Origin of the sequence: Paraburkholderia fungorum (genome assembly GCF_046026025.1) — a bacterium.
In the GTDB taxonomy this organism is placed as follows: Bacteria; Pseudomonadota; Gammaproteobacteria; order Burkholderiales; family Burkholderiaceae; genus Paraburkholderia; species Paraburkholderia fungorum_E.
This window is the reverse complement of record NZ_JAQQFL010000039.1, coordinates 12255-34930: the sequence shown is the minus strand read 5'-3', so window position 1 is coordinate 34930 and position 22676 is coordinate 12255. Positions and strand designations below refer to the sequence as shown.

General features: G+C 63.4%; 20 protein-coding genes and 1 riboswitch. Of the genes, 11 read left to right on the top strand and 9 right to left on the bottom strand.

The genetic code is table 11. The features are described 5' to 3' along the window. Positions 1-3: 3 nt before the first annotated feature. The 4 genes from cobJ to cobG are packed head-to-tail and all read right to left on the bottom strand — an operon-like array spanning position 4 to position 4761. Positions 4-1827 (bottom strand): precorrin-3B C(17)-methyltransferase, encoded by a 1824-nt coding sequence (gene cobJ / locus PQR67_RS31965; protein ID WP_408466847.1) that lies wholly within the window; start codon positions 1825-1827, stop codon positions 4-6. After that, entirely contained in the window at positions 1824-2555 is a 732-nt protein-coding gene (locus PQR67_RS31960; RefSeq protein WP_408466803.1) for a precorrin-2 C(20)-methyltransferase, read from the bottom strand. Before PQR67_RS31960 ends, cobJ begins: the two co-directional genes overlap by 4 nt. Continuing rightward, the gene (locus PQR67_RS31955) at positions 2556-3182 is read right to left on the bottom strand and encodes a precorrin-8X methylmutase (RefSeq protein ID WP_408466802.1); all 627 of its coding nucleotides are present in this window, start codon (positions 3180-3182) and stop codon (positions 2556-2558) included. Further along, positions 3175-4761 (bottom strand): precorrin-3B synthase, encoded by a 1587-nt coding sequence (gene cobG, locus PQR67_RS31950; protein ID WP_408466801.1) that lies wholly within the window; start codon positions 4759-4761, stop codon positions 3175-3177. Before cobG ends, PQR67_RS31955 begins: the two co-directional genes overlap by 8 nt. A gap of 83 nt (positions 4762-4844) precedes the next feature. Next, positions 4845-5021: riboswitch (cobalamin riboswitch) on the bottom strand. Between the two features lie 86 nt (positions 5022-5107). Here cobG and cbiE point away from each other — a divergent pair. From cbiE to cobM, 3 genes are read left to right on the top strand one after another with little or no spacing between them, the layout of a single operon-like run. Further along, positions 5108-6352 carry a precorrin-6y C5,15-methyltransferase (decarboxylating) subunit CbiE gene (cbiE, locus tag PQR67_RS31945; protein ID WP_408466800.1) on the top strand — a complete coding sequence of 415 codons (1245 nt, stop codon included), beginning with the start codon at positions 5108-5110 and terminating at the stop codon, positions 6350-6352. Positions 6353-6365: 13 nt separating this feature from the next. Continuing rightward, the gene (locus PQR67_RS31940; RefSeq protein ID WP_408466799.1) at positions 6366-7121 is read left to right on the top strand and encodes a cobalt-precorrin-6A reductase; all 756 of its coding nucleotides are present in this window, start codon (positions 6366-6368) and stop codon (positions 7119-7121) included. 46 nt (positions 7122-7167) lie between these two features. Further along, a complete protein-coding gene (gene cobM, locus PQR67_RS31935; RefSeq protein ID WP_408466798.1) occupies positions 7168-7896 on the top strand; it encodes a precorrin-4 C(11)-methyltransferase in 729 nt (242 codons plus the stop codon). 28 nt (positions 7897-7924) lie between these two features. On the opposite strand, the gene PQR67_RS31930 is transcribed toward cobM, so the two are convergent. Both PQR67_RS31930 and speB read right to left on the bottom strand, forming a co-directional pair. Then, positions 7925-9016 carry a polyamine ABC transporter substrate-binding protein gene (locus PQR67_RS31930; protein ID WP_408466846.1) on the bottom strand — a complete coding sequence of 364 codons (1092 nt, stop codon included), beginning with the start codon at positions 9014-9016 and terminating at the stop codon, positions 7925-7927. A gap of 79 nt (positions 9017-9095) precedes the next feature. Further along, positions 9096-10094 (bottom strand): agmatinase, encoded by a 999-nt coding sequence (gene speB / locus PQR67_RS31925; protein WP_408466797.1) that lies wholly within the window; start codon positions 10092-10094, stop codon positions 9096-9098. Positions 10095-10279: 185 nt separating this feature from the next. Here speB and PQR67_RS31920 point away from each other — a divergent pair, with 185 nt between their 5' ends. Beyond that, positions 10280-11167: a LysR substrate-binding domain-containing protein gene (locus PQR67_RS31920; protein ID WP_408466796.1), complete on the top strand. Its 888-nt coding sequence runs from the start codon at positions 10280-10282 to the stop codon at positions 11165-11167. 60 nt (positions 11168-11227) lie between these two features. On the opposite strand, the gene PQR67_RS31915 is transcribed toward PQR67_RS31920, so the two are convergent. After that, on the bottom strand, positions 11228-12721 hold the full coding sequence (locus tag PQR67_RS31915) for an MDR family MFS transporter (protein ID WP_408466795.1): 1494 nt from the start codon (positions 12719-12721) through the stop codon (positions 11228-11230). 246 nt (positions 12722-12967) lie between these two features. On the opposite strand from PQR67_RS31915, the gene PQR67_RS31910 reads away from it, so the two are divergent. The 3 genes from PQR67_RS31910 to PQR67_RS31900 all read left to right on the top strand — a co-directional run bounded on the left by PQR67_RS31910 (position 12968) and on the right by PQR67_RS31900 (position 14916). Beyond that, on the top strand, positions 12968-13228 hold the full coding sequence (locus PQR67_RS31910) for a DUF1488 family protein (protein ID WP_408466794.1): 261 nt from the start codon (positions 12968-12970) through the stop codon (positions 13226-13228). 257 nt (positions 13229-13485) lie between these two features. Beyond that, positions 13486-14121 (top strand): carbonic anhydrase, encoded by a 636-nt coding sequence (locus tag PQR67_RS31905; protein WP_408466793.1) that lies wholly within the window; start codon positions 13486-13488, stop codon positions 14119-14121. 117 nt (positions 14122-14238) lie between these two features. After that, a complete protein-coding gene (locus PQR67_RS31900; protein ID WP_408466792.1) occupies positions 14239-14916 on the top strand; it encodes a type 1 glutamine amidotransferase domain-containing protein in 678 nt (225 codons plus the stop codon). Positions 14917-14983: 67 nt separating this feature from the next. Here PQR67_RS31900 and PQR67_RS31895 read toward each other — a convergent pair whose 3' ends face one another. Further along, the gene (locus tag PQR67_RS31895) at positions 14984-15565 is read right to left on the bottom strand and encodes an alpha-ketoglutarate-dependent dioxygenase AlkB family protein (RefSeq protein ID WP_408466791.1); all 582 of its coding nucleotides are present in this window, start codon (positions 15563-15565) and stop codon (positions 14984-14986) included. 120 nt (positions 15566-15685) lie between these two features. Here PQR67_RS31895 and PQR67_RS31890 point away from each other — a divergent pair, with 120 nt between their 5' ends. Then, the gene (locus tag PQR67_RS31890; protein WP_408466790.1) at positions 15686-16045 is read left to right on the top strand and encodes a BON domain-containing protein; all 360 of its coding nucleotides are present in this window, start codon (positions 15686-15688) and stop codon (positions 16043-16045) included. Between the two features lie 166 nt (positions 16046-16211). On the opposite strand, the gene PQR67_RS31885 is transcribed toward PQR67_RS31890, so the two are convergent. Beyond that, positions 16212-18527, bottom strand: coding sequence for a PA14 domain-containing protein (locus PQR67_RS31885; RefSeq protein ID WP_408466789.1), 2316 nt, complete (start codon positions 18525-18527; stop codon positions 16212-16214). A 347-nt stretch (positions 18528-18874) separates the two neighbouring features. Here PQR67_RS31885 and PQR67_RS31880 point away from each other — a divergent pair, with 347 nt between their 5' ends. The 3 genes from PQR67_RS31880 (at position 18875) to PQR67_RS31870 (ending at position 22611) form a co-directional block, all read left to right on the top strand. Next, positions 18875-19774, top strand: coding sequence for a DMT family transporter (locus PQR67_RS31880; RefSeq protein ID WP_408466788.1), 900 nt, complete (start codon positions 18875-18877; stop codon positions 19772-19774). Positions 19775-20111: 337 nt separating this feature from the next. Further along, complete coding sequence (locus tag PQR67_RS31875) at positions 20112-21068, top strand: DUF4148 domain-containing protein (protein WP_408466787.1); 957 nt, start codon at positions 20112-20114, stop codon at positions 21066-21068. Between the two features lie 397 nt (positions 21069-21465). Then, positions 21466-22611 carry a porin gene (locus tag PQR67_RS31870; protein WP_408466786.1) on the top strand — a complete coding sequence of 382 codons (1146 nt, stop codon included), beginning with the start codon at positions 21466-21468 and terminating at the stop codon, positions 22609-22611. Positions 22612-22676 lie beyond the last annotated feature (65 nt).

Here is a 22676-nt window from a genome sequence, read left to right as displayed (position 1 = left end):
TGCTCACTCATACCATCGCGGCGTATAAACCCACTCGCCACCCTTGCTACCGTTAGCAAACCCCCGCGTTGTCGACGACCCGACAATGACCATCGTGCGCATATCCACGTCCGACGAGCGCAGCTCGCCGAGTGTGATCGTGCGCAGCGTGCCGCCCAGCCGGCCGATGTCGCGACCGAGCACCACCTTCGTCGCCGCCGTGCGATATTCGCGCAGGATATCCAGCGCCTTGTCTAACTGCCATGGCCGGGCGCGCGAGATCGGGTTGTAGAAAGCCATCACCAGATCTGCTTCGGCCGCATGCCGAAGGCGTTTTTCGATGATGGTCCACGGTTTCAGATTGTCGGATAGCGACAGCATGCAGAAGTCGTGGCCCAACGGCGCGCCGGCTTGCGCCGCGGTCGCCATGGCCGCCGACACGCCCGGCACGATCGCGAGTTCGACCGCGCGCCAGTCAGCGTGCGTCGAGCCGCCTTCTTCGAGCGCCTCGAGCACGGCAGCCGCCATCGCAAACACGCCAGGATCGCCCGACGACACCATCACCACCGACCGTCCTGTGGCAGCGAGTTCGAACGCATGGCGCGCCCGTTGCATTTCCTCGCGATTGTCGGTGCCATGGACGCGCTGATCGGCGCGCAACGGGCCGGCCATCTTCACGTAGGTTTCGTAGCCGAGAATATCGGTGGCTTCGTTCAGCGCTGTGCGGGCGGCGGGGACCATCAGGTCAGCCGTGCCTGGGCCCAGGCCGATTACCGTCAGGCGGCCGCGCGCGCGGCCAATCGTCTCCGGGTCGATTGCCAGCGCCGACAAGGCGAGCGCAACTCCTGCGTCCGCGTCGTCATGCAGCGTTTGATAAGGGACGCGCAGCGCGGCATGCAGCAAATTGCTCGGCGGCTCGCCGTCCTCCGGGCGCGGCTGGGCAAAACGCAGCGGCACGTTCAGGTTCGCCGCGGCATCGGCGAACGCCGGGTCCGCCATGTGTTCGGAAGGAGCCAGCAAGGCCGCGAGTGAAAGCGACGCAAGACCATGCGCGTCCAATGCCTCGCGCACCACCGCAGCGATTCGCGCGCCGGAATCCGTCTGCGCATCTGAACGGGAATTTGTGGCAAGGTTCGCGTTCGTAGCAGAGGGCGAGCCAGCACCAGCACCAGCACCAGCACTGGCATTGGCACCAGCACCCTTGCCCAGCACAGTGACCGCCGCCACCACGCTTCGCGGATGAATCACCAACTCGTCATCCCGTCCGTCCCACGCACGCGGTGTCACGCGAATCGCCAGACGTGCCGATTCGGCGCGCGGCAGTTGCGCATCGTCGAGCCACGGTGCTTCACCTTCGATGCGAGTGCTTTCTCCGGCCAGCAGATCCGACACGAAGCGCTTGCCCTGCGCGATATCCGCGAGCGCATAGCCTTCGGGGGGATTGAGCACACAGGTTCCGAAGCGCAGTTCGCCGCTGGTCGTAATCGCAGGCGGCACAGCCAGCGCGGCCGCAATCTCGCGCGCCATGACATTGACGCCTGCGAGACCGCCCAGCAAGGGCACGACTGCACTGCCATCTTCCGCCACGGCTAGCACGGGTGGTTCCGCGCCCTTGTTCGACAGCAACGGCGCCACGCAGCGAATCACGATGCCGGCGGCGCACAGCGCAATGACCGGCGTGCCGCGTGCGTACAGATCGCACAGATGCGCGCGGAGTTCCGCATACGAGACGTCAGCCTCGACGCGTCCTTGCAGGGCATGCACCTGGGAACCGGTATATAGCGTCTGGATACGCCGCGCCGTTGCCAATGCGCCCGCGCCCAGAATCACAATCGCCGGCGGCGTCATCCTTGCCATTTTTCCCCCGGCACCACGAGCAGCGAAAAATACGGCGAGGCCATCGGATCGACTTCATCGAGCGGCACAATGCGCTGGTTGCCCATGGTCGCGCGTTCGACGTAGAGCGCCCGATGCGCGAGCCCCAGTTCGCCGAGCACGCGCCGTACCTTGTCGAAATTGCGGCCGAGTTTCATGATGACCGCGGCATCCGCATCGGTGAGACGCCGGCGTAACTCGTCTTCCGGCAAGACGCCAGAGAGCACCGACAAACTCTGATTGCGATACACCAGCGGCGCACCGAGCACGGCCGCACCGCCGAGCATCGAGCACACACCGGGCACGACTTCAGCCTCGAAGCGCGCCGCGAGGCGGTCGTGCAAATACATATACGAGCCGTAGAAAAACGGGTCGCCTTCGCAAATCACCGCGACGTCACGGCCCGCGTCGAGATGGCCGGCGACCACTTGCGCTGCGGTGTCGTAGAAGTCGGCGATGATCGCTTCATACGAAAGCGGCGGCTCGAGCGCTTCGGTCGTGACGGGATAGACGAGCGGCAGATGCTGTTGCGCGTCATGCAGATGCGCCTCGATGATGCTGAAGGCGTTGCCCTTTTTGCCCTTCGCGACGAAATACGCGACCACGGGTGCGGCTTTCAGCAAGCGCAGCGCTTTGAGCGTGATGAGTTCGGGGTCGCCGGGGCCGACGCCCAGGCCGAATAAACGTCCTTGCACGGTCATTTACTCGACCTCCGTCGCCAGCGCGTTCACAGCGGCGGCGGCCATCGCGCTGCCGCCGCGTCGGCCTTGAATCACGACGTACGGTACGCCGCGACTATCTTCGGCCAGCATCGCTTTCGATTCGGCCGCACCGACGAAGCCGACCGGAAATCCCAGGATCAACGCGGGCCTGGGCGCACCGTCATCGAGCATGTCGAGCAGATGAAAGAGGGCGGTCGGCGCGTTGCCGATCACCACGACGCTGCCGGCCAGATATGGACGCCACAATTCGAGCGCGGCGGCCGAGCGTGTATTGCCGAGTTCGCGCGCGAGGGCGGGCACGTCCTGATGCGTGAGCGTGCAGATCACTTCATTGTTCGCGGGCAGTCGCGCACGGGTGATGCCTTGCGCCACCATGCCGGCGTCGCACAGAATCGGCGCGCCTTGTGCCAGCGCCGTGCGCCCGGCGGCGCCCGCGCCGTCGGAAAACTGCAGCGCGTCAATGACGTCGATCATGCCGCAGGCGTGAATCACGCGCACCGCGAGTTTCTCCAGGTCGACGGGGATGCGCGAAAGATCGGCCTCGGCGCGTATCGTCGCGAAGGATTGGCGATAGATCTCCTGACCGTCGCGAATGTAATCAAGCATCTAAAGGGCTCCGGGCCGGGTGTGCCAAGGCGTCGAGCAGGTCGGCGGTCTGCTCGATCGTGAGTTGGCGCGCGACGCATGAGCCGAAACCTGGCGTGCTGTCGCGTTGAAAAAGGTCGTAGAGGCCGGGCGCGGTGGCCAGCAGCGTGTAGGGCGCGCAATGTGCAGCGGCGCATGAGCGCGGACAGCCGCTCAGGTGGACGTCGACGTCATCGGGCAAGCGCTCTGCCAGAAGCAGTGCATCGGCTTTGGTATCAGCGAGGCCCTTTGCGCAGCCCGTGGAACCGGCGCACGCGATCAAGCGTGTAATAGGTTGCGCGGGATCGCAGGCGAGGCCTAGTACGCTCATTTCAGCGACTACGGCGGGCGCGTCATTCGTTGAGATATCGGGCAACAACACGCTTTGCCACGGCGTGATGCGCAACGTGCCGTTGCCGCGCTGTTGCGAGAGCGCGGCGAGGCCACGCAAGGTGACGGCGTCGAGGCGTCCGAGCGGCGGTTGGCCGCCTGCGTACTGCAGGCTCACGCCGCGCTGGGCGTGCGCGCCGAGTCGCAGCGTGGCATCGGCAGGCGTGCCGCGTTGCCAGTGTGCGAGCGACGTGTCGCGTACCAATGGAAAATCGACATACGTTTGAGCGTGCTGCAATAGCGTGTCGACGCAATGAGTGGCAAGCAGATGACGCATGCGCGTGGCATCGGCGGCGGCCAGATCGAGGAACGTATGCAGGATCGCGCGGACAAGACCTGTGGCCTGTGCAGGCAGCACGGCTGCGAGGGCGCCTCCGCTATCCGTGCGGAGACACTCCGTAGGGCCACGCGCGTCGGCGTCAACTTCAACATCGGCGTTCGCGTTCGCCACCACAGGCGGACAACCCGCCAAACCAAACACAAATCGCACACCGTCTTCAGCTTGCGTCGCCGCCAGCCAGACATCATGCGGATGATCGAGCCTCGCAAGGCGTTCACCACCGTCGAGCAGTAGCGCGAATTTGGGCGACAGCGCCGCGAAACGCGCTTCGGTTTGCAGCAAGGTGAGCAGTTCGGCGCAAAGCGGGCGCGTGTCGAACAGCGCAAATGGATCGCGCCCGGCAGTTGGGCTCACCATCACGTTGCGCACATCGTCCGCGGCGGATGTCGATATTGAGTCTGGAAATTGCGGTGCCGTCGTCGATCGCGTATTCGAAGCATCCGCTGCGCCGAATCGAGATGCGTCTGAAGCGTCCGCCGAAGTCGCGAGCAGCAAGCTGGAAGCATCCACCGCGCTGGTCGCCCGAATCGGCCCCAGACCCGCGTCGACCAGCGCCGCGATCAACGCCGCTTCATGCCCGCTCCGCACACCACGTACCTGCAGATTCGCGCGATTGGTCAATTCGACTACGCCGGCTGCATGCCGCGTGCTCGCGTCGGCAATTGCGATGGCCTGTGCCGCGCTCAGTTCGCCACCGGGCAATTTGATCCGGCAGATCCCGCCGTCGCGCGCGGCGACGATGCGCAGCAGCCCCGGACACGCCGAGGGCCGCAGCACGAGGGCCGCGTTGGGCACAGCAGTGAAGGACGAAGCTTGGTTCAAGACGGACACCGGGTTTAACGTCGCGCGAGGACCTGAGCGCCGCCCGGGCGGGCGTTGCTGCGGCATCGGTACACCCCGCCCGATGGTGGCTGGCACGAACAGTCTGGCCGGCAGGTTTCCTGGCTGGCAGGTCATGGTCCGCCGCTGCCTTCCCGGTCTAACCAGTGGCGCGTAGCGCAGGCGGACTCGCTGCATACAGTTGCGGGGGCAGCCACAGTGGCACTGTGTTCCCTCTTCGGCCCCGAAGGGCACCGGCGGCTGTATTATGCCTTTTTTCGAATAGCTCAACGAGGCTGGACGCTTTGATCGGCGTGGCACAGCGCAATATTTGACGATACAGAATGAGGATGGATGCATGTCGGCGTGGCTGACCGTGGTGGGCATAGGCGATGACGGCTTCGCCGGTTTGGGGAGGCCCGCGCGGCGTGCTTTACTGGAAGCGTCGGTGGTTTATGGCGGCGAACGTCATCTGGCGATGTTGCCGCGACGCCTGGCCGCGCGCCGGGCGGCATGGCCGAAGCCGTTCGATCTCGCGCCCTTGCTGGCGGAGCGTGGCGCGCCCGTGTGCGTGCTGGCGAGCGGCGACCCGATGCTGTTCGGCGTCGGCGCGACACTGGCGCGGCAGTTGCCGGCAGGCGAGTTGCGGGTGTTGCCCGCGCCGTCGTCGTTGTCGCTGGCGGCTGCACGGCTGGGCTGGCCGTTGCAGGACGTCGCTACGGTGTCGCTGGTGGGACGGCCGTTATCGACGCTCAATGTTCACCTGCACGATGGCGCGCGCGTCTTCGTGCTGAGCGCCGACGGACGTACGCCCGCAGCGCTTGCCGAGTTGCTGAATGCGCGCGGTTTCGGTGCGACCCGGATGACCGTGCTGGAACATCTGGGCGGCGAGCAGGAGCGGCGCATAGCGGGCCGCGCGGATGGGTGGCCCGCGGGCGAAGTGGCGGCGTTGAACCTGATCGCGCTCGAATGCCGTGCCACGGAGGGCGCTCCGCGCTTGCCGCTAACGGTCGGTTTGCCCGACGACGCCTTTCGCCACGACGGTCAGTTGACCAAACGTGACGTCCGCGCGATCACGCTGGCGCGCCTCGCACCGACGCCTGGCGAATTGCTATGGGATGTGGGCGCGGGCAGTGGTTCGATCGGCATCGAATGGATGCGCGCGCACCCGACTTGCCGCGCGATCGCGATCGAAGGGCACACGGAGCGTCAGCGGTTCATCGAACACAATCGCGATGCGTTGGGCGTGCCGGGTTTGCAACTCGTGGCTGGCCGCGCGCCCGAGGCGCTGGCTGGACTGGCGGTGCCGGATGCCGTCTTTATCGGCGGTGGCGTGACGGCGCCGGGCGTGCTCGATGCCTGCTGGGCGCGTCTGCGTGAAGGCGGGAGGCTGGTGGCCAACGCGGTCACGTTGCAAGGCGAGGCGGTGCTCGCCGCGTGGCGGGAGCAGCATGGCGGCACGCTGACCCGTATCGCGCTGGCCGAGGCGCAGCCGCTCGGCGGCTTCGATACGTGGCGCCAGGCGCTGCCGATCACGCTGCTGGAACTCACGAAGCCGGTCAATGACACGCGCGGCGCGTTCGACCATTCATCCCAACCGTGACCGGAGCGGCGCAATGATGCGGATCCTGCTGCTCGGCGGCACCGGCGACGCTTTGCGGATTGCCAGACAACTCGGCCCTGAGCACGTGTACAGTCTCGCGGGCCTCGGCAAGGTGCCGGATGATCTGTCATGCGCGGTGCGCGTGGGGGGCTTCGGCGGCAGCGAAGGGATGGCGCGTTACATTGCGGACGAACGTATCGGTCTCGTGATCGATGCGACCCATCCGTACGCCGCGCAGATCAGCGCCAATGCCGCCAATGCCACGAACGCGAGCGGCGCGACGCGCGTACCGTGCTGGGCGCTGCGTCGCGAAGGCTGGCAGCCGCAAGCCGGCGACGACTGGCGCATGGTCGGCGATTGGGCCGAACTCACGGCCGCGCTCGCGCCGTTCAGGCGGCCGCTCTTCACGCTCGGCCGCGAACCGCTCGCGCATCTCGACGAAATCCCGCCGCAGCAGTTCTGGACGATACGCTGCCTCGACGCACACGAAGCGCATCCACGCGCGCGGATTCTGGCGACACGCGGCCCGTTTACCCTCGAAGGCGAGCGGGCGCTGTTCGGCGCGGAAACCTTCGATGTCGTCGTCAGCAAAAACAGCGGCGGCAGCGCCACCGAAGCGAAACTCGAAGTCGCGCGCGAACGGGGTTTACCGGTCGTCATGCTGCGGCGTCCCGAACTGCCCACCGTCGATCGCGAGTTTGTTAGCGTGGCCGACTTGCTGGAAGCATTGCGGGTTTCAGGTCAAGTTGCAGGCCAGGTCTCAGGTTAACTGGCGCATGGACGACATGCCAGCCGAACGAATCATGGAGTACTGAATGACGGTGTTTTTTATCGGCGCGGGTCCAGGCGACCCGGAACTGATCACAGTGAAAGGGCAACGCATCGTGCGCGGCTGCCCGGTGATCCTGTACGCCGGCTCGCTCGTGCCGCCCGCCGTATTGGAGGGGCATCGCGCGGAGCTGGTCGTGAATACCGCCGAGCTCGACCTCGATCAGATCGTCGCCTTGCTCAAGGCCGCTCATGACAAAGGCCAGGACGTGGCGCGCGTGCATTCCGGCGACCCCTCGCTGTATGGCGCAATCGGCGAGCAGATTCGCAGGCTGCGCGAACTCGATATTCCCTACGAAATCGTGCCCGGCGTGACGGCGACTGCCGCATGCGCGGCGACGCTCGGCTGCGAACTGACGCTGCCCGATGTTTCCCAAACGCTGATCCTCACGCGCTTTGCAAGCAAGACCACGATGCCGGAAGGCGAGCAGCTCGCCGACCTGGCCAGACACCGCGCGACGATGGCGATTCACCTCGGTGTGCGTCATCTCGCGCGCATCGTGGAGGAATTGCGGCCGCATTACGGCGGGGCCTGTCCGGTCGCGGTGATCTATCGCGCCAGCTGGCCGGATGAAGAAAAGCTCACCGGTACGCTCGACGATATTGTCGCCAAGGTGCAGGGCACCAACATCGAGCGGACGGCGCTGATTCTGGTGGGCCAGGTGCTCGCCGCCGACGGATTCGCCGAGTCCACGTTGTACGCGAAAGGCGGCTGATCCGCACGGCGCCGGCCCACTATGCCCACTATCCCCCCGTCTTCAACTGCGCCCACAACCTGCCTTCCAGACGTTTGATCTGGGCCGGCAGGGGCTTGAGCAGGAACAGCGTTTTCAGCACGGACTCGGGTGGGTACACGGTCGGATCGTTGAGAATCTCCGGTCGCACGAATTTGCGCGCGGCGGCGTCCGCATTCGGATAGAACACCTCATTGGTGATGCCGGCGTGAACCTCGGGCCGCTCGATGTAGTTGATCCAGTCGAGCGCGGCTTGCGGATGCGGCGCATCTTTGGGGATCGCCATCATGTCGAACCAGACCGGTGCACCGCCTTGCGGAATGAAGTATTTCACCTCGTAGCTCTTGTTGGCCTCACGCGCGCGATGGCTCGCCATCGACACGTCGCCGGACCAGCTCAGCGCGAAACAGATGTCGTCGCCCGCGAGATCGTTGATATAACTTGTCGCGTTGAACTGCGTGATGTACGGGCGAATTTTCTTTAGCGCTTCATAGGCGGCCTGGTAGTCGGCGGGATTCGCGCTGTTTGGATCGCGGCCGAGATAATGCAGCGTGACCGCGAAGACATCGGTGGGCGCATCGAGCACCGACACCCCGCAACTCTTCAGCTTGCTCAGATACTCGGGCTTGAAGAGGATGTCCCAGTTATCGAGCGGCGCGTCGTTGCCGAGAATCTTTTTGACCCGCGTCACGTTGTAGCCGAGGCCGGTGGTGCCCCATGCCCACGGCACTGCGTACTGATTGCCGGGGTCCGCGTCGGCGACCAGTTTGAGCAAACTGGGGTCGAGGTTCGCGAGGTTCGGCAGCTTCGACTTGTCGAGCTTCTGGTAGATGCCGGCTTCGATCTGTTTGGCGAGAAAGTTCGAGGTGGGCACCACCACGTCATAGCCGGTCGAACCGGTCAGCAGTTTCGCCTGCAAGGTTTCGTCGCCGTCGTAGACGTCGTACTGCACGTGAATGCCGGACTCTTTTTCGAAGTTCGGCACGGTGTCCTTCGCAATGTAGTCGGCCCAGTTATACAGATTGAGCTGCTTCTCATCGGCATGCGCGTTCGCGCCGAACGTGCACAACAGTAACGCTGCGAGCATCGGCGCGCCGGGCATCCGGGCGCCGGGCGTGCGCTTCATGACGGTATGGGGCATGGTGGTCATCCAGAGAGGTTTCAACAGAGGGGTGATGGCCTTACATGCGCTGATGACGTTGCAGTTTCTGATTGCGCATCAGGCACAGCACGTCGGCGGCGAGGTGCGCCGCGGCGAGCGCGGTGACGTCGCTGTGGTCGTAGGGCGGCGACACTTCCACCACGTCCGCGCCCACCAGATTCACGGCGCCCAGCGCACGCACGATTTCCAGCGCCTGTGCCGAACTCAGGCCGCCCGCGACCGGCGTGCCCGTGCCGGGTGCGAACGCCGGATCGAGGCAGTCGATGTCGAAGGTGAGGTAGGTGGGCGCATCGCCGACGATCGACAGCACTTCGTCGATGGTCGCCTGGGTGCCGTTGCGATGGACCCACGGCGCGTCGAGAATGCGCACGCCCATGAAGTCGTCGTTCCAGGTGCGAATGCCGACTTGCACCGAGCGGGCAGGATCGATTAATCCTTCGCGGATCGCCTTGTAGAACATCGTGCCGTGATTCAGCGAATCGGGGTTGTCGTCCGGCCACGTGTCGCAATGCGCGTCGAAATGAATCAGGCTGAGCGGCTTGCCGTATTTTTCTGCGTGCGCGATCAGCAGCGGGTAGGTGATGTAGTGATCGCCGCCGAACGTCAGCATGCGGGTGCCGGTCGCGAGAATCTCGCGGGCGTGGGCGACAATCGCGTCGCGAATGCCTGGCGGGTTATGGGCGTCGAACCAGCAGTCGCCGTAGTCGACCACGTTGAGATGATCGAATGGATCGAAGCCCCACGGAAACGCGCCCAGGTCGGCCAGTTGTACCGAGGCCGCGCGCATGCCCGCCGGGCCGAAACGTGTGCCTGGGCGGAAGGTGGTTGCGAGGTCGAGCGGAATGCCCGATACGGCGACGTCCACGCCGGTGAGGTCGCGTGTGTAGGGCCGGCGCATGAACGACAGCACGCCGGCGTAGGTGGGCCCGGCAGGGTGCCCGGCGGTCGCAGTGTCAGTGCGCGCCTGAGGCGGGGCGGCGGCGAGTTGCAAAGCGTTCAGGTTGTGGGGCAGGTTCATACAGATCGATCCGGTCAGTTTCAATGAGCACCGTCACACAAATATTTCTCATGTCTGATGAAATGGCTAACTTCGTGTGAAGGGCAACTGACGCTATGATTGCGGGGCAATATTCCGGCGAAAAGCGAAGAATCTTGCTGGAAGTATCGATATTTTTAATAGCTTGCCGTGACCCGGGTGACCCGATGCGTAGACTTCCCCCTCTGCAGGCTTTGCTCGCGTTCGACGCCGCCGCGCGCCTCGGCAGCTTCACGCGCGCCGCGCAGGAACTGGCGCTGACCCAATCGGCGATCAGCCATCAGATCCTGCAGCTTGAGGAGTGGACCGGCCAGCCGCTCTTCCGGCGCATCGGACGCGGCGTCGCGTTGACGGCCGCCGGCGCGCTGTACGCGCAAACCGTCACGAATGCGCTCTCTACGCTTGCCGACGGGCGCGACCGGATCGAGCCGTATGGCAATCCTGATTCGGTGATCCTGGTGTGCGCGCCGCAGTTCGCCTCCGGCTGGCTGATGCCGCGCATGCGGGCGTTTTCCGAGGCGTTGCCGAACCTCGAGATCTGGCTCGTGACCGGTGAAGAGGTCAATGAGATCGATCGTGTCGATGTCGATCTGGTGGTGTCAGAGAAAGAGATTCGTACGCCGGAAGTGGTGTGCGAATTGCTGCTTGAAGAAGAGGCCGTTGCGATCTGTGGGCCCATGACTGCGCGGCGTTTGCGCTCGGCGCCGTTTCCCGAGGTGCTGACGCAGGCCCCCTTGCTGGTTCACGAGGGGCGCGCGGACTGGGCGCCATGGTTGCCTGAGTTAAGGCGGGGCGGTTTGCGCACGCGGCGGTCGCTGACGGTCAGCGATCCGCGCTTTCTCGTGGCGGCCGCCGAGCAGGAGGCCGGCATCGCGATGGTGTCCCGGCTGACCGCCGGCGATGCCTTGACGAGCGGGCGCGTCGAGGTCCTGCCGCAGGTGCCGGGGTTCGCACTCGCGCCGCTCTGGCTGATGCGCTCGGCCCAACCGGCGCGCTCCGCCGCGGTGGACGCGGTTTATGCGTGGATGATGAAACTATGCCGGGACGGAGCTTGAGGATCGACGCGCAGCAGGGGTTCGCGCGCGTCCGCGCCGGCGCGTATTACGTAGCGGCGTTCAGTCCTCGAGCGGCGAAAACGCTTCAAGCGGGACCTGCTTCGCCGGTCCGATAGTGATCGGCGGCACGAAACCCAGCAGCACGACCACAAAAATCGCAATCGCGAAGATCGAGATGAAGGTCAGGTGCAGTGACTGATGCAGCACCAGGCGGATCATGTCGCTGTCGGCGAGACTCGCCACCTGATTCTGCAACAGCGCTTTCAACTGATCAGAGGTGACCACGGCGACGTCCTTCGAGTGACTGAGCCCGAAATTGAGCACCGCGCCGAACAATGTCGCGCCCAGGGTGCTGCCGAGATTGCGCGAGAAAAGATTCGATGCGGTGGCGCTGCCGCGTTCGTCCATCTTGACGATCTCCTGGATCAGCACGAGCGAGCTGACGCTCGACGTGCCCATGCCGAAGCCCATGATGAGCGAGCCGAATGCCGCGATGAGCGGTGAGCCGCCAGGCTGCAGGAACAGCAGCAGCACCGCGCCGAGCGGCACGAACGCGCTGCCGCCGATCAGAATGCGCCGCAAGCCGATGCGGTGAAACGATTTTGCCGCGAGCGTCGCGCCCGCCGGCCAGCCCACCATCATCATGGTGAGCGCAAGACCGGCGACCACGGGCGAACGGTGCAGCACGCCCTGGACGTACATCGGCAGGAAGGTGGTCGCGCCCATCAGGATCATGCCGGACAGCACGGTTGCGGCATTGCACGCGGCAATCGGGCGGCGGCTCCAGAGCGCGAACGAGATCATCGGCTCAGCCGCACGGCGCTCCTGGAAGACGAACGACAGCAGGCACACCATGAACGCGCCACCGGCGAGCGCCGCCTTCGCGATCTCGTCGTCGCCGGCGTAGGTCAGCGCCATCATCAATGCCGCGATCGCCGCCATGAAGAGCGCCGCGCCCGCGAAGTCGATCGACGGCCGCGCATGCCGCTCCGATTCGCGCAGGAACGCAATGAAGCCGGCTGCCGAGGCAAGCCCGATCGGCACGTTCATCCAGAAGATCCACGCCCACGACAGATTGTGAATGATGAAGCCGCCCACCATTGGCCCGACCACCGCTGAAATGGCCCACACGCTGGCGAGATAGCCTTGCACCTTGCCGCGTTCGCGCGCCGGATAGAGATCGGCGACGATGGTCAAGGTGACCGGCTGGATCGCGCCCGCGCCGACGCCCTGAATCAGGCGGAACACGATCATCGCGGGCATCGACCAGGCGAAGCCGGCCAGCACCGAGCCGAGCAGAAAGATTGCGATGCCGGCGAGCATGACCGGCTTGCGTCCATACAGGTCGGCAAGCTTGCCGAACACCACGGTCATCGCCGTTTGGGTTAGCAGGAAGGACGAGAAAACCCAGCTATACAGATGCAGATCGCCGAGTTGCGCGACGATCTGCGGCATGGCGGTGGAAACGATGGTGGCTTCGATGGCGACCATCGCCATTGATGCCATAACGGCGGCAATGACTAAAGGACGCGACGATTGCGGGCTGCGGGACATGGGGCGGGTAGTATTAGGATGTTGGAAGCGTCTGACGGCGTAACAGGCGACATGCACGCCGCGACGCATAAGCGCGGCCGCCCGAAGGCGGCCGATCTCGAGTATGCACCTTGCGGAGAATGTGTGCTGAGCGCAGGTAGCGGTGGCGAGGCCGGGTCGTCTTGATGTGGCACTAAACGTGGCACCCAGGCGGCATGGCATGGCCTTTGCGGATTCAGCATCACTTTCGCCAAATGGAGGGTCATTATGAGGATCGAATTCACCGGACGCCGTGAAGTGGTGGCAGCGGCGCGCGTCGCCTTCGAAGCCAATGTCGATGGAGCCGACGTCTGGTGCAGCGTGTCGCTGGACGCGTTAAACAACCATTTCGGCAATGGGGGCCCATCGGCCCACGATCTGGTCGGGACCTTCGAGGCCAATCGCGCGCGGATTGAAAATGCTACGCGGCGCGTCCTCGAAAAAAACGGGGGACGGTCCGTGGAACTCGAAACCGGGGATTTCAACTGAGGCCCGAGCGGCTCGAATCCTGACACTGGAGGGTGGTCCGGCATCTGCACGCCGGGCCTGCTCCGATCGCCTTTCGTCTTTCGCCGGCACACCGCCTGGTTTCACGACACCCGCACACCTTCGTGCGCCTGGCCGCCCGCTGCGGGATGAGGCGGCGAGTCGGCTGCGGTATAGTCTCGCACCAAACGATCGCAGATACGCCCCGGACCTTTGCCGCAGGCTCGGCAGGCCGAGGCTCTGATTATCCGGAGAACGTCGTGCAGAAAATCATCGAAGGACTTGCCCGCTTTCAACGCGAAGTCTTCCCGCAGCAGAGCGCCTTGTTCAAACGTTTGTCGATTGCGCAGAGTCCGAGCACGTTGTTCGTGACCTGCTCGGACAGCCGTGTCGTTCCCGAATTGCTGACCCAGGTGGAGCCCGGTGCGTTGTTCGTCATCCGCAACGCGGGCAACATCGTGCCGTCGTACGGTCCTGAGCCGGGCGGCGTATCGGCCACTGTCGAATACGCGGTGGCGGTACTCGGCGTGCAGGATATCGTGATTTGCGGCCACTCCAATTGCGGCGCGATGACGGCGATCTGCACGTGCAAGAACCTCGATCATCTGCCGGCGGTGGCGGGGTGGCTCCGTCATGCCGACGCGGCGAAAGCCATCAACGCGTCACGAACCTACGCATCGGACGCCGAACGTCTCGACGCGCTGGTCAAAGATAACGTGATGGCTCAACTCGCGAACATTCGCACGCATCCGTCGGTGGCCGTGGGTCTGGCGAACAAAACGCTGCGGCTGCACGGCTGGATTTTCAATATCGAAAGCGGCACGATGCTCGCACTCGATGGGCGCACCGGGCAGTTTTTGCCATTGGTGGACAACCCGGAAATTTATGTCGTCTAGCGTGAGCGGGATGCTTCTGCGCGCCGGATAGCCGCCTATACTGCCAGAACGCGCGAAGCTGGCGACTCGGCTCCACGGTTCGGCTCCACGCGAAGTGAACTGACTCGCGAGGTTTCCATGAAAGTCCTGGTGGTGCTGACGTCCCATGACCAACTCGGCAATACAGGCCGGAAGACCGGTTTCTGGCTCGAAGAGTTCGCCGCGCCGTATTACGTGTTCAAGGATGCCGGCGTCGAGATGACGCTTGCGTCGCCCAAAGGCGGCCAGCCGCCGCTCGACCCGAAGAGCGACGATCCCGACGCGCAGACCGACGCGACCCGCCGATTCAGCAAGGATACGGACGCGCAAGCCGCGCTGGCGAACACCGTGAAGCTTGCCACCGTATCGGCCGCGGACTATGACGCGGTGTTTTATCCCGGCGGTCACGGGCCGCTATGGGACCTTGCCGAAGACCCGCATTCGATTGCCCTGGTCGAAGCGATGTATGCCGCCGGAAAGCCGGTTGGCGCGGTATGCCATGCGCCTGCTGTGCTGAGGCATACGAAGTCGGCGGACCAGGCGCCGCTCGTGCGTGAAAAACCGGTGACCGGTTTTTCCAATTCCGAGGAAGCGGCGGTCGGTCTTACCGATGTCGTACCTTTCCTCGTCGAAGACATGTTGAAGAAGAACGGCGCCCGGTATTCGAAGGGGCCGGACTGGCAATCGCATGTCGTGATCGCGGGCAATCTGATTACGGGGCAGAATCCTGCGTCGTCTGAAGCAGCGGCCGAAGCGCTGCTCGCGAAGCTCGGTTAGAAAGGGCCTCAAGCCACGCGAGCCGCTGCAACGCGCTTCAATCAGCTTTAACCCGCTTCAAGCCGCTTCACACGGCATAACAGCGAAACGCGAGGCTGATACGTGGCCCGGTTACACCGGCCAGCTTGGGAATGCCGTGTTCGTGCGTGAATTGCGAGGCGTAGCTCATGACGATGCAACTGCCTGGCGCCAGTTCCACATGCACGATCCGGCCCGCACCCGCCTTTGGCCGGATCGACATGCGGCGGCTCGCGCCGAGCGAGACGATGGCAATGGGCTGGCCCGGCACCAGCTTTTCTGTCTTGTCGCCGTGGAGCGCGACGCTGTCGTTGCCGTCGCGGTAGAGATTGAGGCCGACGCGATTGAACGGCGCACCGAGCAGCGCACGGACGGCCTCAAATGCTTCGCCGAGCGGCGCCGGCAGATCTTCAGCTTCGCGGGCGAAGGTGGCGAGCAGACGTGGCACCGCTACTTCCCGGTCGTACATCATGCGTTGCTGGCTCATCCAGCCGATATTCTCAAATGACCGCTCGAACCATTCCTGCGCGGCAATTGCCGGGATCGAATCAGGTAAATATCGAATCCCGCCTTCCTCGTCATGGACGAGGGACACGGGCTCGGGGGCAAACAGGCCTTGCTGGAACGCCATGATTCAAACCTTGGGGAACCATAGCCCAGTGACCAAACAAAGGGCTATCCGTAGCAATCATTATACTGTGTTTTTATACAGTATTCCGGGTTGTGCCTCGAATTCCCACCGGACAAAAACATGAACCGCAAACGAGACCATGGTCTGTTGGCAGCCGTGTGCATGACGACGGCGTTTTCGGCTTGTGTGCAAACAGGCGGTGGGACCTTGAACGCCGACGCGTCGCTAGCAACGGCAAGCCGCAGGGCCGCGCCGCAGTCTGACAGCAGTCTGTCGACGGCAGTCCGGCAAGCGCTCGATAAGGCTCCAGGTTTTAATGTATCGGGCGTGTTCGTGCGCGCACGCGACGGCGCGGTGATCCTGAGCGGTACGGTGCACAGCGCCGATCAGATCCGGCAAGCGGAGCAAATCGCCCGAACCGTGCCCGGTGTGCTGGTCGTTGTGAACAAACTCACGCTGTGGCACGGCGGTAACGGCTGAACCGGCTGAACCGGCGCTTTGCAACGGATTAGCGCTGGCGCTCTTGCGCGCAACGCTCTGCGCCGCTTATTCGATTTATGCACCGGTTGCCCGCGCTGATCCAGATCGACGAAGCCGCCAGTCGGCAACGACTGCCATGCTGCGGACCGGCGCCACGATCGTTCCGTTAGTTCGACGTCACGAGCGAATCCGACGGCACGATTCTCAGTGCCCCCGGGTTCTGCGCAACCGGACTCGACCACGACAGGTGCATGCTCGCCGGGCCCGTGCCGTGCACATACTCGACCTTGATCGAGGCACGCTGCTTCGCGCTGAGCCAGGTCGTGCCGCTTACGGTGGCCAGGCTCGAGGTCTTCTTGTTGATGATCCGCACCCCGTTGATCCACAGGCGCGCAACGTTGTCGCTATTGATCGAGAACGTATAGAGCCCGGTTCTTGCAGCCTCGATCGCGCCGGCCCACCGCACGCCATAACCGGTCGCGTTGATGCCCGCGGAGGCGTCAGGCGAATCGGTGCCGCGCTCGGTGTTCAGGTCGAAGTCGATCAACGGCGTGACCGACGTCTTGACCGGCGCGCTGCTGAAAGTCGGATCGTTGTAGTAGCCGACCTGCAGCACCGGCAGCTTCACATCGAAGCCGCCCGTCAACGCCTGGACCTCCGACGTCTGCCACGGGTGACCATCCGGATAGATCGTCCCCTGGAAGGGCGTTGCCGGTTCGACCGTGGCGGGCGCGCCCGGCACCTGACCCCAGTGGAAGCGCGTATTGGTGCGGCCGATCATCAGTTCCCACACGACGAAGCCCGTCGTGCCGCCGTAGTTCGACACAATACCCGGCATCGTCTGTCCCGTCGTGCCGGGGAAGCCGCGCTGCAGCGTTTCGGAATTCAACGCGTTGACATTGCTGCCGTTCACCGGACCCGTGTACGGGTTGTTGTACGGATGGAACGCATAAAAGTCCGAGAAATACGTACCTTCGTCCTCCTGCACTTGCGGCGAATTGATCGGCTGCGTCGCACCCGCATTGAGAATCGCGATGCGCGCATCGTTCATCATCACGGCGCGCGTTTGCTGCAACGAGCCATTGCCGCTGCAACCCGGTTCGTTCATGGGCTCCCAGAAGATGATGCGCGGGTCGTTGCGGTGCGGCGCGACGAAGTCGGTGATGTAGCTCGCGAGACTCTGCTTGTACGTGATGCCGGCATTGGCCGTTGTGGGCTGGAAATACGCCTGCTCGACCGGCGTGCCTGGCGATTGCACCCATTGACTGTTATGCACGCCCCAGACCGGCGCGGGTTGCGGGCCATACGCGGGCGTCGGGTTCCAGCAATCGTCGTAGAAGATCGGCGAGACCTTGATGCCGTGCCGCGCGGCGATCTTCAGCAGGTTCTCGAATTTGCTCAGGAATGCGACACGATCGTTCGCCCACACGAGGTAGTGCAAATACACGGCAATCGTGTTCATGCCGTACGTTTGCGCGTAGGTCAGCTCACGATTGACGATCTCGGGGTCGTAGTTCTCCCAGAAGTCGATCGCGTTCACCGCGTTGGACGGCGTATAGACCGCACCGACAACTTTGGAAAAATCGAAGCTGGGTGACGTCACGCCCGGATACGTATGGATCGTGATATTGCTGAAGGTCGCGCCGACGCCGAATCGCCGCAGTCCGAAGCTGCCCGACTGGAAAGCCGTGGGGAGCGCGTTGGTGGCGTCGTTGACGCTGATTACGCGCTGCTGGTCGAGATCGACGGTGATGGCCGTGCCGCTCGTCGTGACTTTCAGGTGGTGCGTGCTGCCGCCCACGATCGTGCTCATCGGGTAGGCGATGAAGCTCGTCCAGTTGTTGTTTTCACGGCCGACCTGCAGCACGTGCGAACCCGTATCGAGGCCGATGTAATAGCCCGTCAGGCTATCGGGGCCGCCTGCTGTGGGGTTCGTCGTGCGCACGATAAAGCCGGCATTCGCGGCGCCGCTGCCCACCGGCGCGCTGACCGTCACATCCGCTTCGTAAGACGCCGTGGCATAGGTGCTTGCGAGCGCAACGGTTTTGTCGCCCGCGCCCGTGCCGTTGGTGGCCGGTGGGGGAATCGTGATGGTCGAACTGCTCGTGCCGGGTTGCCAGCCTTGTGTCGATCCAGGTGCGAGGTAGCTCGTGAAGTCGCCGAAGTTGAGGCTCGTGGTGGAAACCGGAGTGGGTGGGGGCGGTGGCGTGTACGGCGCAAGGTTGAGGGTAGGGTCCGCGATCACGAGTGGCGGCGTTGTCGTCTTCATCCCCAGGGGGATGGTCTTCGCCGCTCTGAACTCGGCTTCCACGCTGGCCGTATCCGCCAGGGCCGCTGCCGAGGCCGCAAGGGCCGCCGACGCAGCCGAGGAATCGACTGCCGCGATCTGCTTGTTCGCTGACGCAGCCACGTCCGGCGAACCGTCATTGCCGCCGCAAGCGCCCAGCATGGCGAGCGTTGCTAGCACAAAGTAATTGCGCACCTGTATCTCCTGATGTCCCCGCTTAATAGATGGTCATAATTATTATTAAATCTGCATAGGGTCAAAGACGCTGTGTCAACGCCCCATGGATGCGGAAATCGATATTAATAATATTATTAGTTGCGAAGACCTGTATCGGTACTTACCCGGAATGGTGCAAACAAGGGGGAGGGTGTCAGTCCAGAGCGCAGGCACGCGCTGACGGCGCCATGCGCAATAGGTGGGTGCGGTTTTTCGCAGTCGATGACCCGAGGCACTGCAGGCATAATCCGTTTGCCGATTACGCCTCGCTTTCACCGGGGCGAAACCCAAGCGACGCGCTGCTTCGCGCGCTGTCAGGAAAATTCATGCCGCCCATCACTGCCGTCCGCAATTCAGCCGTGCCGCTACGCAGCATTGCGCTGATTCTCGTGTCGATGTTCTGCTTCGCGCTCGTCGACGCGCTGGCGAAGTCGGTGGCGCTCGCTTATCCGGCCAATGAGGTGACCTTCTTCCGGATGCTGTTCGGCTTGTTGCCTGCCATCGCGGTTTGCCTGCGCGGCAAGCCGCTCATCGAGCGTTTCAGGCACATGGATGTGCGCGGACAGACCCTGCGCGCGCTGACCTTGCTCGGCGCCTCGGGACTGTTCTTTGCAGGGCTGCCCTATGTCCCGCTCAGCGAAGCGGTGGCGATCGTCTACTCGGAGACCTTGCTGGTCATCGTTCTTGCACCGTTCATCCTGAAGGAAACACTCAAGCCACGCGATGCGCTGGCCGCCGCGGTCGGTTTTGTCGGCGTGCTCTTCGTCGTGCGGCCGGACGGTTCGCATTCGAGTTGGCTCGGGCCGGTCCTGCTGATTGCGAGCGCGTTTTTTGGCGCGTTATCGATCATTCAGATCAAGCGGATTCGCGCCACCGACGATTCGGGCACCACGGTGCTGTATTTCACGATGATCGGCACGATCGTCACCGGGGCATCGCTGTTTTTTGCGTGGCGCACGCCGTCGCTCCAGGCACTCGCGGTGATGGCCTTGCTCGGCGGATTTGCCACGGCAGGGCAGTTGCTGATGACGATGGCATTTCGACAGGCCGACGCCGGTGCGCTCGCGCCGTATAACTACACCAGCATCGTGTGGGCTGCGTTATTCGGCTATGTCGCGTGGGGCGAGACGATCGGCAACATGTCGCTGTTCGGCATTGCGTTGATTGTCGGCAGTTCGATTGCGGTGGCCGTGCGTGGCAAGCAGACGGAAGGGCCGCTCGTGTAGGCATGCATCGTATGCATCGCATTCGCCGGATTCAAACGCTGAATTCAAATTCGCTTTTGATTGCTTCGCAGTTCAAACAATCGTCCTAGAAATGGCTGGCCAGCAAGCTGGCTTTTTCGGACAACGCGCCAGGCAGATGCGGACAAATCGACGTTTGGCGACTATAAATAGAACATAGTACGCATCCAGCTTGCACTCTCATTCGTACGTGACTGCACCGGCCCGAACTCGCGGTCGTTGCGGCGGCATCGATTAATTCGCTACGAACCCTCTGATGAATTCGGGCACGTTTGCGATACCGCGAACGCGCACGTCCACGATTCGAGAGGGAGGCGTCATGATTAACGAGTCCAGGAAGATCGTTCTCACGAGCGTTGTTGTCGGCGTGGTTGGGATCGCGGCTTATATTTCGCAGTCGGACAAAAACTGGCTGTCGCCGGACGAAGCAGGCCTCGAGCGTGGCAATGCGTGGGCTCATGACACACGCGGCGACACGATCACCGGCTCGGTGAGTGCTGGACCGGTCGTGGCACCTGCCGACTCAGCAGCGGCCATCGCAGGGAATCTCGAAGCGGCGCGCCGCAGTCTGCAGCGCAACGATCTGGTTGCCGCTCAAGCGCAATTGGACGCGGTACGCTCAGCACACCGTGGCGACGATCGGGTTCTCGCGCTACAAAAAGAAGTCGCGGCGCGCGTGGAACAGGCGCCGCACGCGCAGGCCGCTGCGCAGGTGGAGAAGTCGACACGGCAAGGGGGAAAACCAGCTCGCTCTTCGTCGCTGTTTTACGGGCACACGGTCCGTCCTCATGAAAACCACTTCGCGACGCGTGAACACGCGAACCGTGCGCCCTCCAGCTATGCGAAGACCCGATGGGGTCCTGAAACCACGGTAACTACGGTTGGCGCGGGTAGCGTCTCGAGTGGCACCGCGAATGGCGCTGGTGTACCCGCAGTTGGGCGTGCGTCATCCTCGGTGGCGGCTGAGGCCACGGCTGCGGTGGTCTCTACCGCGACCGGCTCGCCTGCTGATTTGAAGCCGACACAGGCGGTATCAGCAACGCAGCCAGTACCTCAAGCCGAGCTAACCGCACCGGCGCAATCGACACCGTGGGGCCCTCAGCTTGCGCCCGCCGCCGGCACGCCGACGAATTCAGAGAGCGGGGCGAAAACACGCGCACAAGTGCGCGCGGAAATTGCCCGTGCCCGTGCCGACGGTGGTCTTCCCGCGTTCGGCAATCCAGACCCGGCTGGACCGGGTGGCGCACCGAGCCTGACCATCGCGCCGCGCCCCTGAGATTTTAAAATTAGCAATGATTATTTTCGATTGCCGCAATAATTGGCTGAATTTGTTTATTTATCTTAATAGATATTCCATGTAATTACGGTTGAAATTAATCGGAATAATAAATCGACCTGTGCGAATGGCTGGAGGGCGTTTCATGTAGGCCGGCGCAGGCCTGATTCTCTGGAAAATGCGCAAAATCAGGCCCTTGAAGCGCGCTCGCGAGAGGCGTACAGCCCATTTCACTCTTTACGCAAGACGGCCCGTTCCGGTGAAATGATCGGCAATCTTTAAAATCAACGACGTCGCATAAGCGCAACGCCGTAATTAACTGAAAAACAGTATTTCGACCATTGGGATATTCTCCGCCACTCAATAGCATCCGCTGTTGAATTCCGGAGAGAAATCAATGAATAAGTTCGTATTGTCGGGCCTCTCGCTTGCACTCGTCGGCGCTGCGGGTGCCGCCCACGCACAAAGCTCGGTCACGTTGTACGGCCTGATCGACACGGGGCTGACCTACACCAGCAACTCAGGCGGTAACAGCAACTATCAGCAAGCCAGCGGCATGCTGAACGGCGACCGTTGGGGCCTGCGTGGTTCGGAAGATCTGGGCAACGGCTTGAAAGCAGTCTTCGTGCTGGAAGACGGCTTCAATCTGTCGACCGGCAAGCTGGGGCAGAACGGCCGTGAGTTCGGCCGCCAGGCCTTCGTGGGCCTGTCGAGCGACCAGTTCGGCTCGGTTACGCTGGGGCGCCAGTACGACAGCGTAGTCGACTACCTTGCTCCGCTCGCGCTGAACGGCACGCAATACGGCGGCACGCTCGCCTCGCACCCGTACGACAACGACAACCTGAACAACTCGATGCGGATCAACAATGCCGTCAAGTTCCAGAGCGTCGACTACGGCGGCTTCAAGTTCGGCGCCCTGTACGGCTTCTCGGATGCGGCGGGCGGCTTCGCTGATAGCCGCGCCTACAGCGTCGGCGCGTCGTACGCATTCGGCGGCCTGAAGGTTGCTGCGGGCTACCTGCAACTGAACGGCGGCGGCTCGACGACCAATTCGAACGGCGCCGTGGCGAACGGCGACGCCACGTTTAACGCCAGCCGTCAGCGCACCTATGGCGCAGGCGTAAATTATGCATTCGGTGCGGCCAACGTCGGTCTGGTGTTCACGCAGACGCAACTGAACAACCCCACGTTGATTGGATCGTCCGCATCGGGCACGAGCAGCGGATTCGCGCTGACCGCCGGCAGCGCGCGCTTCACGAACTATGAAGTGAACGCGCGTTACGCATTCACGCCGGCATGGACGGTGTCGGGCGCGTACACGTTCACCGATGCGAGTCTGAACGGTGCAAGCCCGAAGTACCAGCAGATCACGCTGCAGACGGACTATGCCTTGTCCAAGCGTACTGACGTGTATGTTGAAGCGGCGTACCAGCACGTCGGCAGTGTGGGCGACTCGGGCATTACCGCCGACATTGTCGGCGTGAGCGCCTCGTCGACCAGCTCGCAGGTGGTCGGCACAATAGGTATCCGGCACCGCTTCTAAGCGGTCCGCGCAGGAAGCAAGCTGAGAAGCCCGCATTTTGCGGGCTTTTTTTGTTCGTGCCGCCG

Bases quoted from the DNA above. Each gene is read 5' to 3' on its own strand.
- PQR67_RS31870 (WP_408466786.1), top strand. From the start codon at position 21,466: ATGAATAAGTTCGTATTGTCGGGCCTCTCGCTTGCACTCGTCGGCGCT.
- cobJ (WP_408466847.1), bottom strand. From the start codon at position 1,827: ATGACGCCGCCGGCGATTGTGATTCTGGGCGCGGGCGCATTGGCAACG.
- PQR67_RS31915 (WP_408466795.1), bottom strand. From the start codon at position 12,721: ATGTCCCGCAGCCCGCAATCGTCGCGTCCTTTAGTCATTGCCGCCGTT.
- speB (WP_408466797.1), bottom strand. From the start codon at position 10,094: ATGAACCTGCCCCACAACCTGAACGCTTTGCAACTCGCCGCCGCCCCG.
- PQR67_RS31890 (WP_408466790.1), top strand. From the start codon at position 15,686: ATGAACCGCAAACGAGACCATGGTCTGTTGGCAGCCGTGTGCATGACG.
- PQR67_RS31895 (WP_408466791.1), bottom strand. From the start codon at position 15,565: ATGGCGTTCCAGCAAGGCCTGTTTGCCCCCGAGCCCGTGTCCCTCGTC.
- PQR67_RS31930 (WP_408466846.1), bottom strand. From the start codon at position 9,016: ATGCCCGGCGCGCCGATGCTCGCAGCGTTACTGTTGTGCACGTTCGGC.
- PQR67_RS31880 (WP_408466788.1), top strand. From the start codon at position 18,875: ATGCCGCCCATCACTGCCGTCCGCAATTCAGCCGTGCCGCTACGCAGC.
- PQR67_RS31910 (WP_408466794.1), top strand. From the start codon at position 12,968: ATGAGGATCGAATTCACCGGACGCCGTGAAGTGGTGGCAGCGGCGCGC.
- PQR67_RS31940 (WP_408466799.1), top strand. From the start codon at position 6,366: ATGATGCGGATCCTGCTGCTCGGCGGCACCGGCGACGCTTTGCGGATT.
- cbiE (WP_408466800.1), top strand. From the start codon at position 5,108: ATGTCGGCGTGGCTGACCGTGGTGGGCATAGGCGATGACGGCTTCGCC.
- PQR67_RS31955 (WP_408466802.1), bottom strand. From the start codon at position 3,182: ATGCTTGATTACATTCGCGACGGTCAGGAGATCTATCGCCAATCCTTC.
- cobM (WP_408466798.1), top strand. From the start codon at position 7,168: ATGACGGTGTTTTTTATCGGCGCGGGTCCAGGCGACCCGGAACTGATC.
- PQR67_RS31900 (WP_408466792.1), top strand. From the start codon at position 14,239: ATGAAAGTCCTGGTGGTGCTGACGTCCCATGACCAACTCGGCAATACA.
- PQR67_RS31875 (WP_408466787.1), top strand. From the start codon at position 20,112: ATGATTAACGAGTCCAGGAAGATCGTTCTCACGAGCGTTGTTGTCGGC.
- PQR67_RS31920 (WP_408466796.1), top strand. From the start codon at position 10,280: ATGCGTAGACTTCCCCCTCTGCAGGCTTTGCTCGCGTTCGACGCCGCC.
- PQR67_RS31960 (WP_408466803.1), bottom strand. From the start codon at position 2,555: ATGACCGTGCAAGGACGTTTATTCGGCCTGGGCGTCGGCCCCGGCGAC.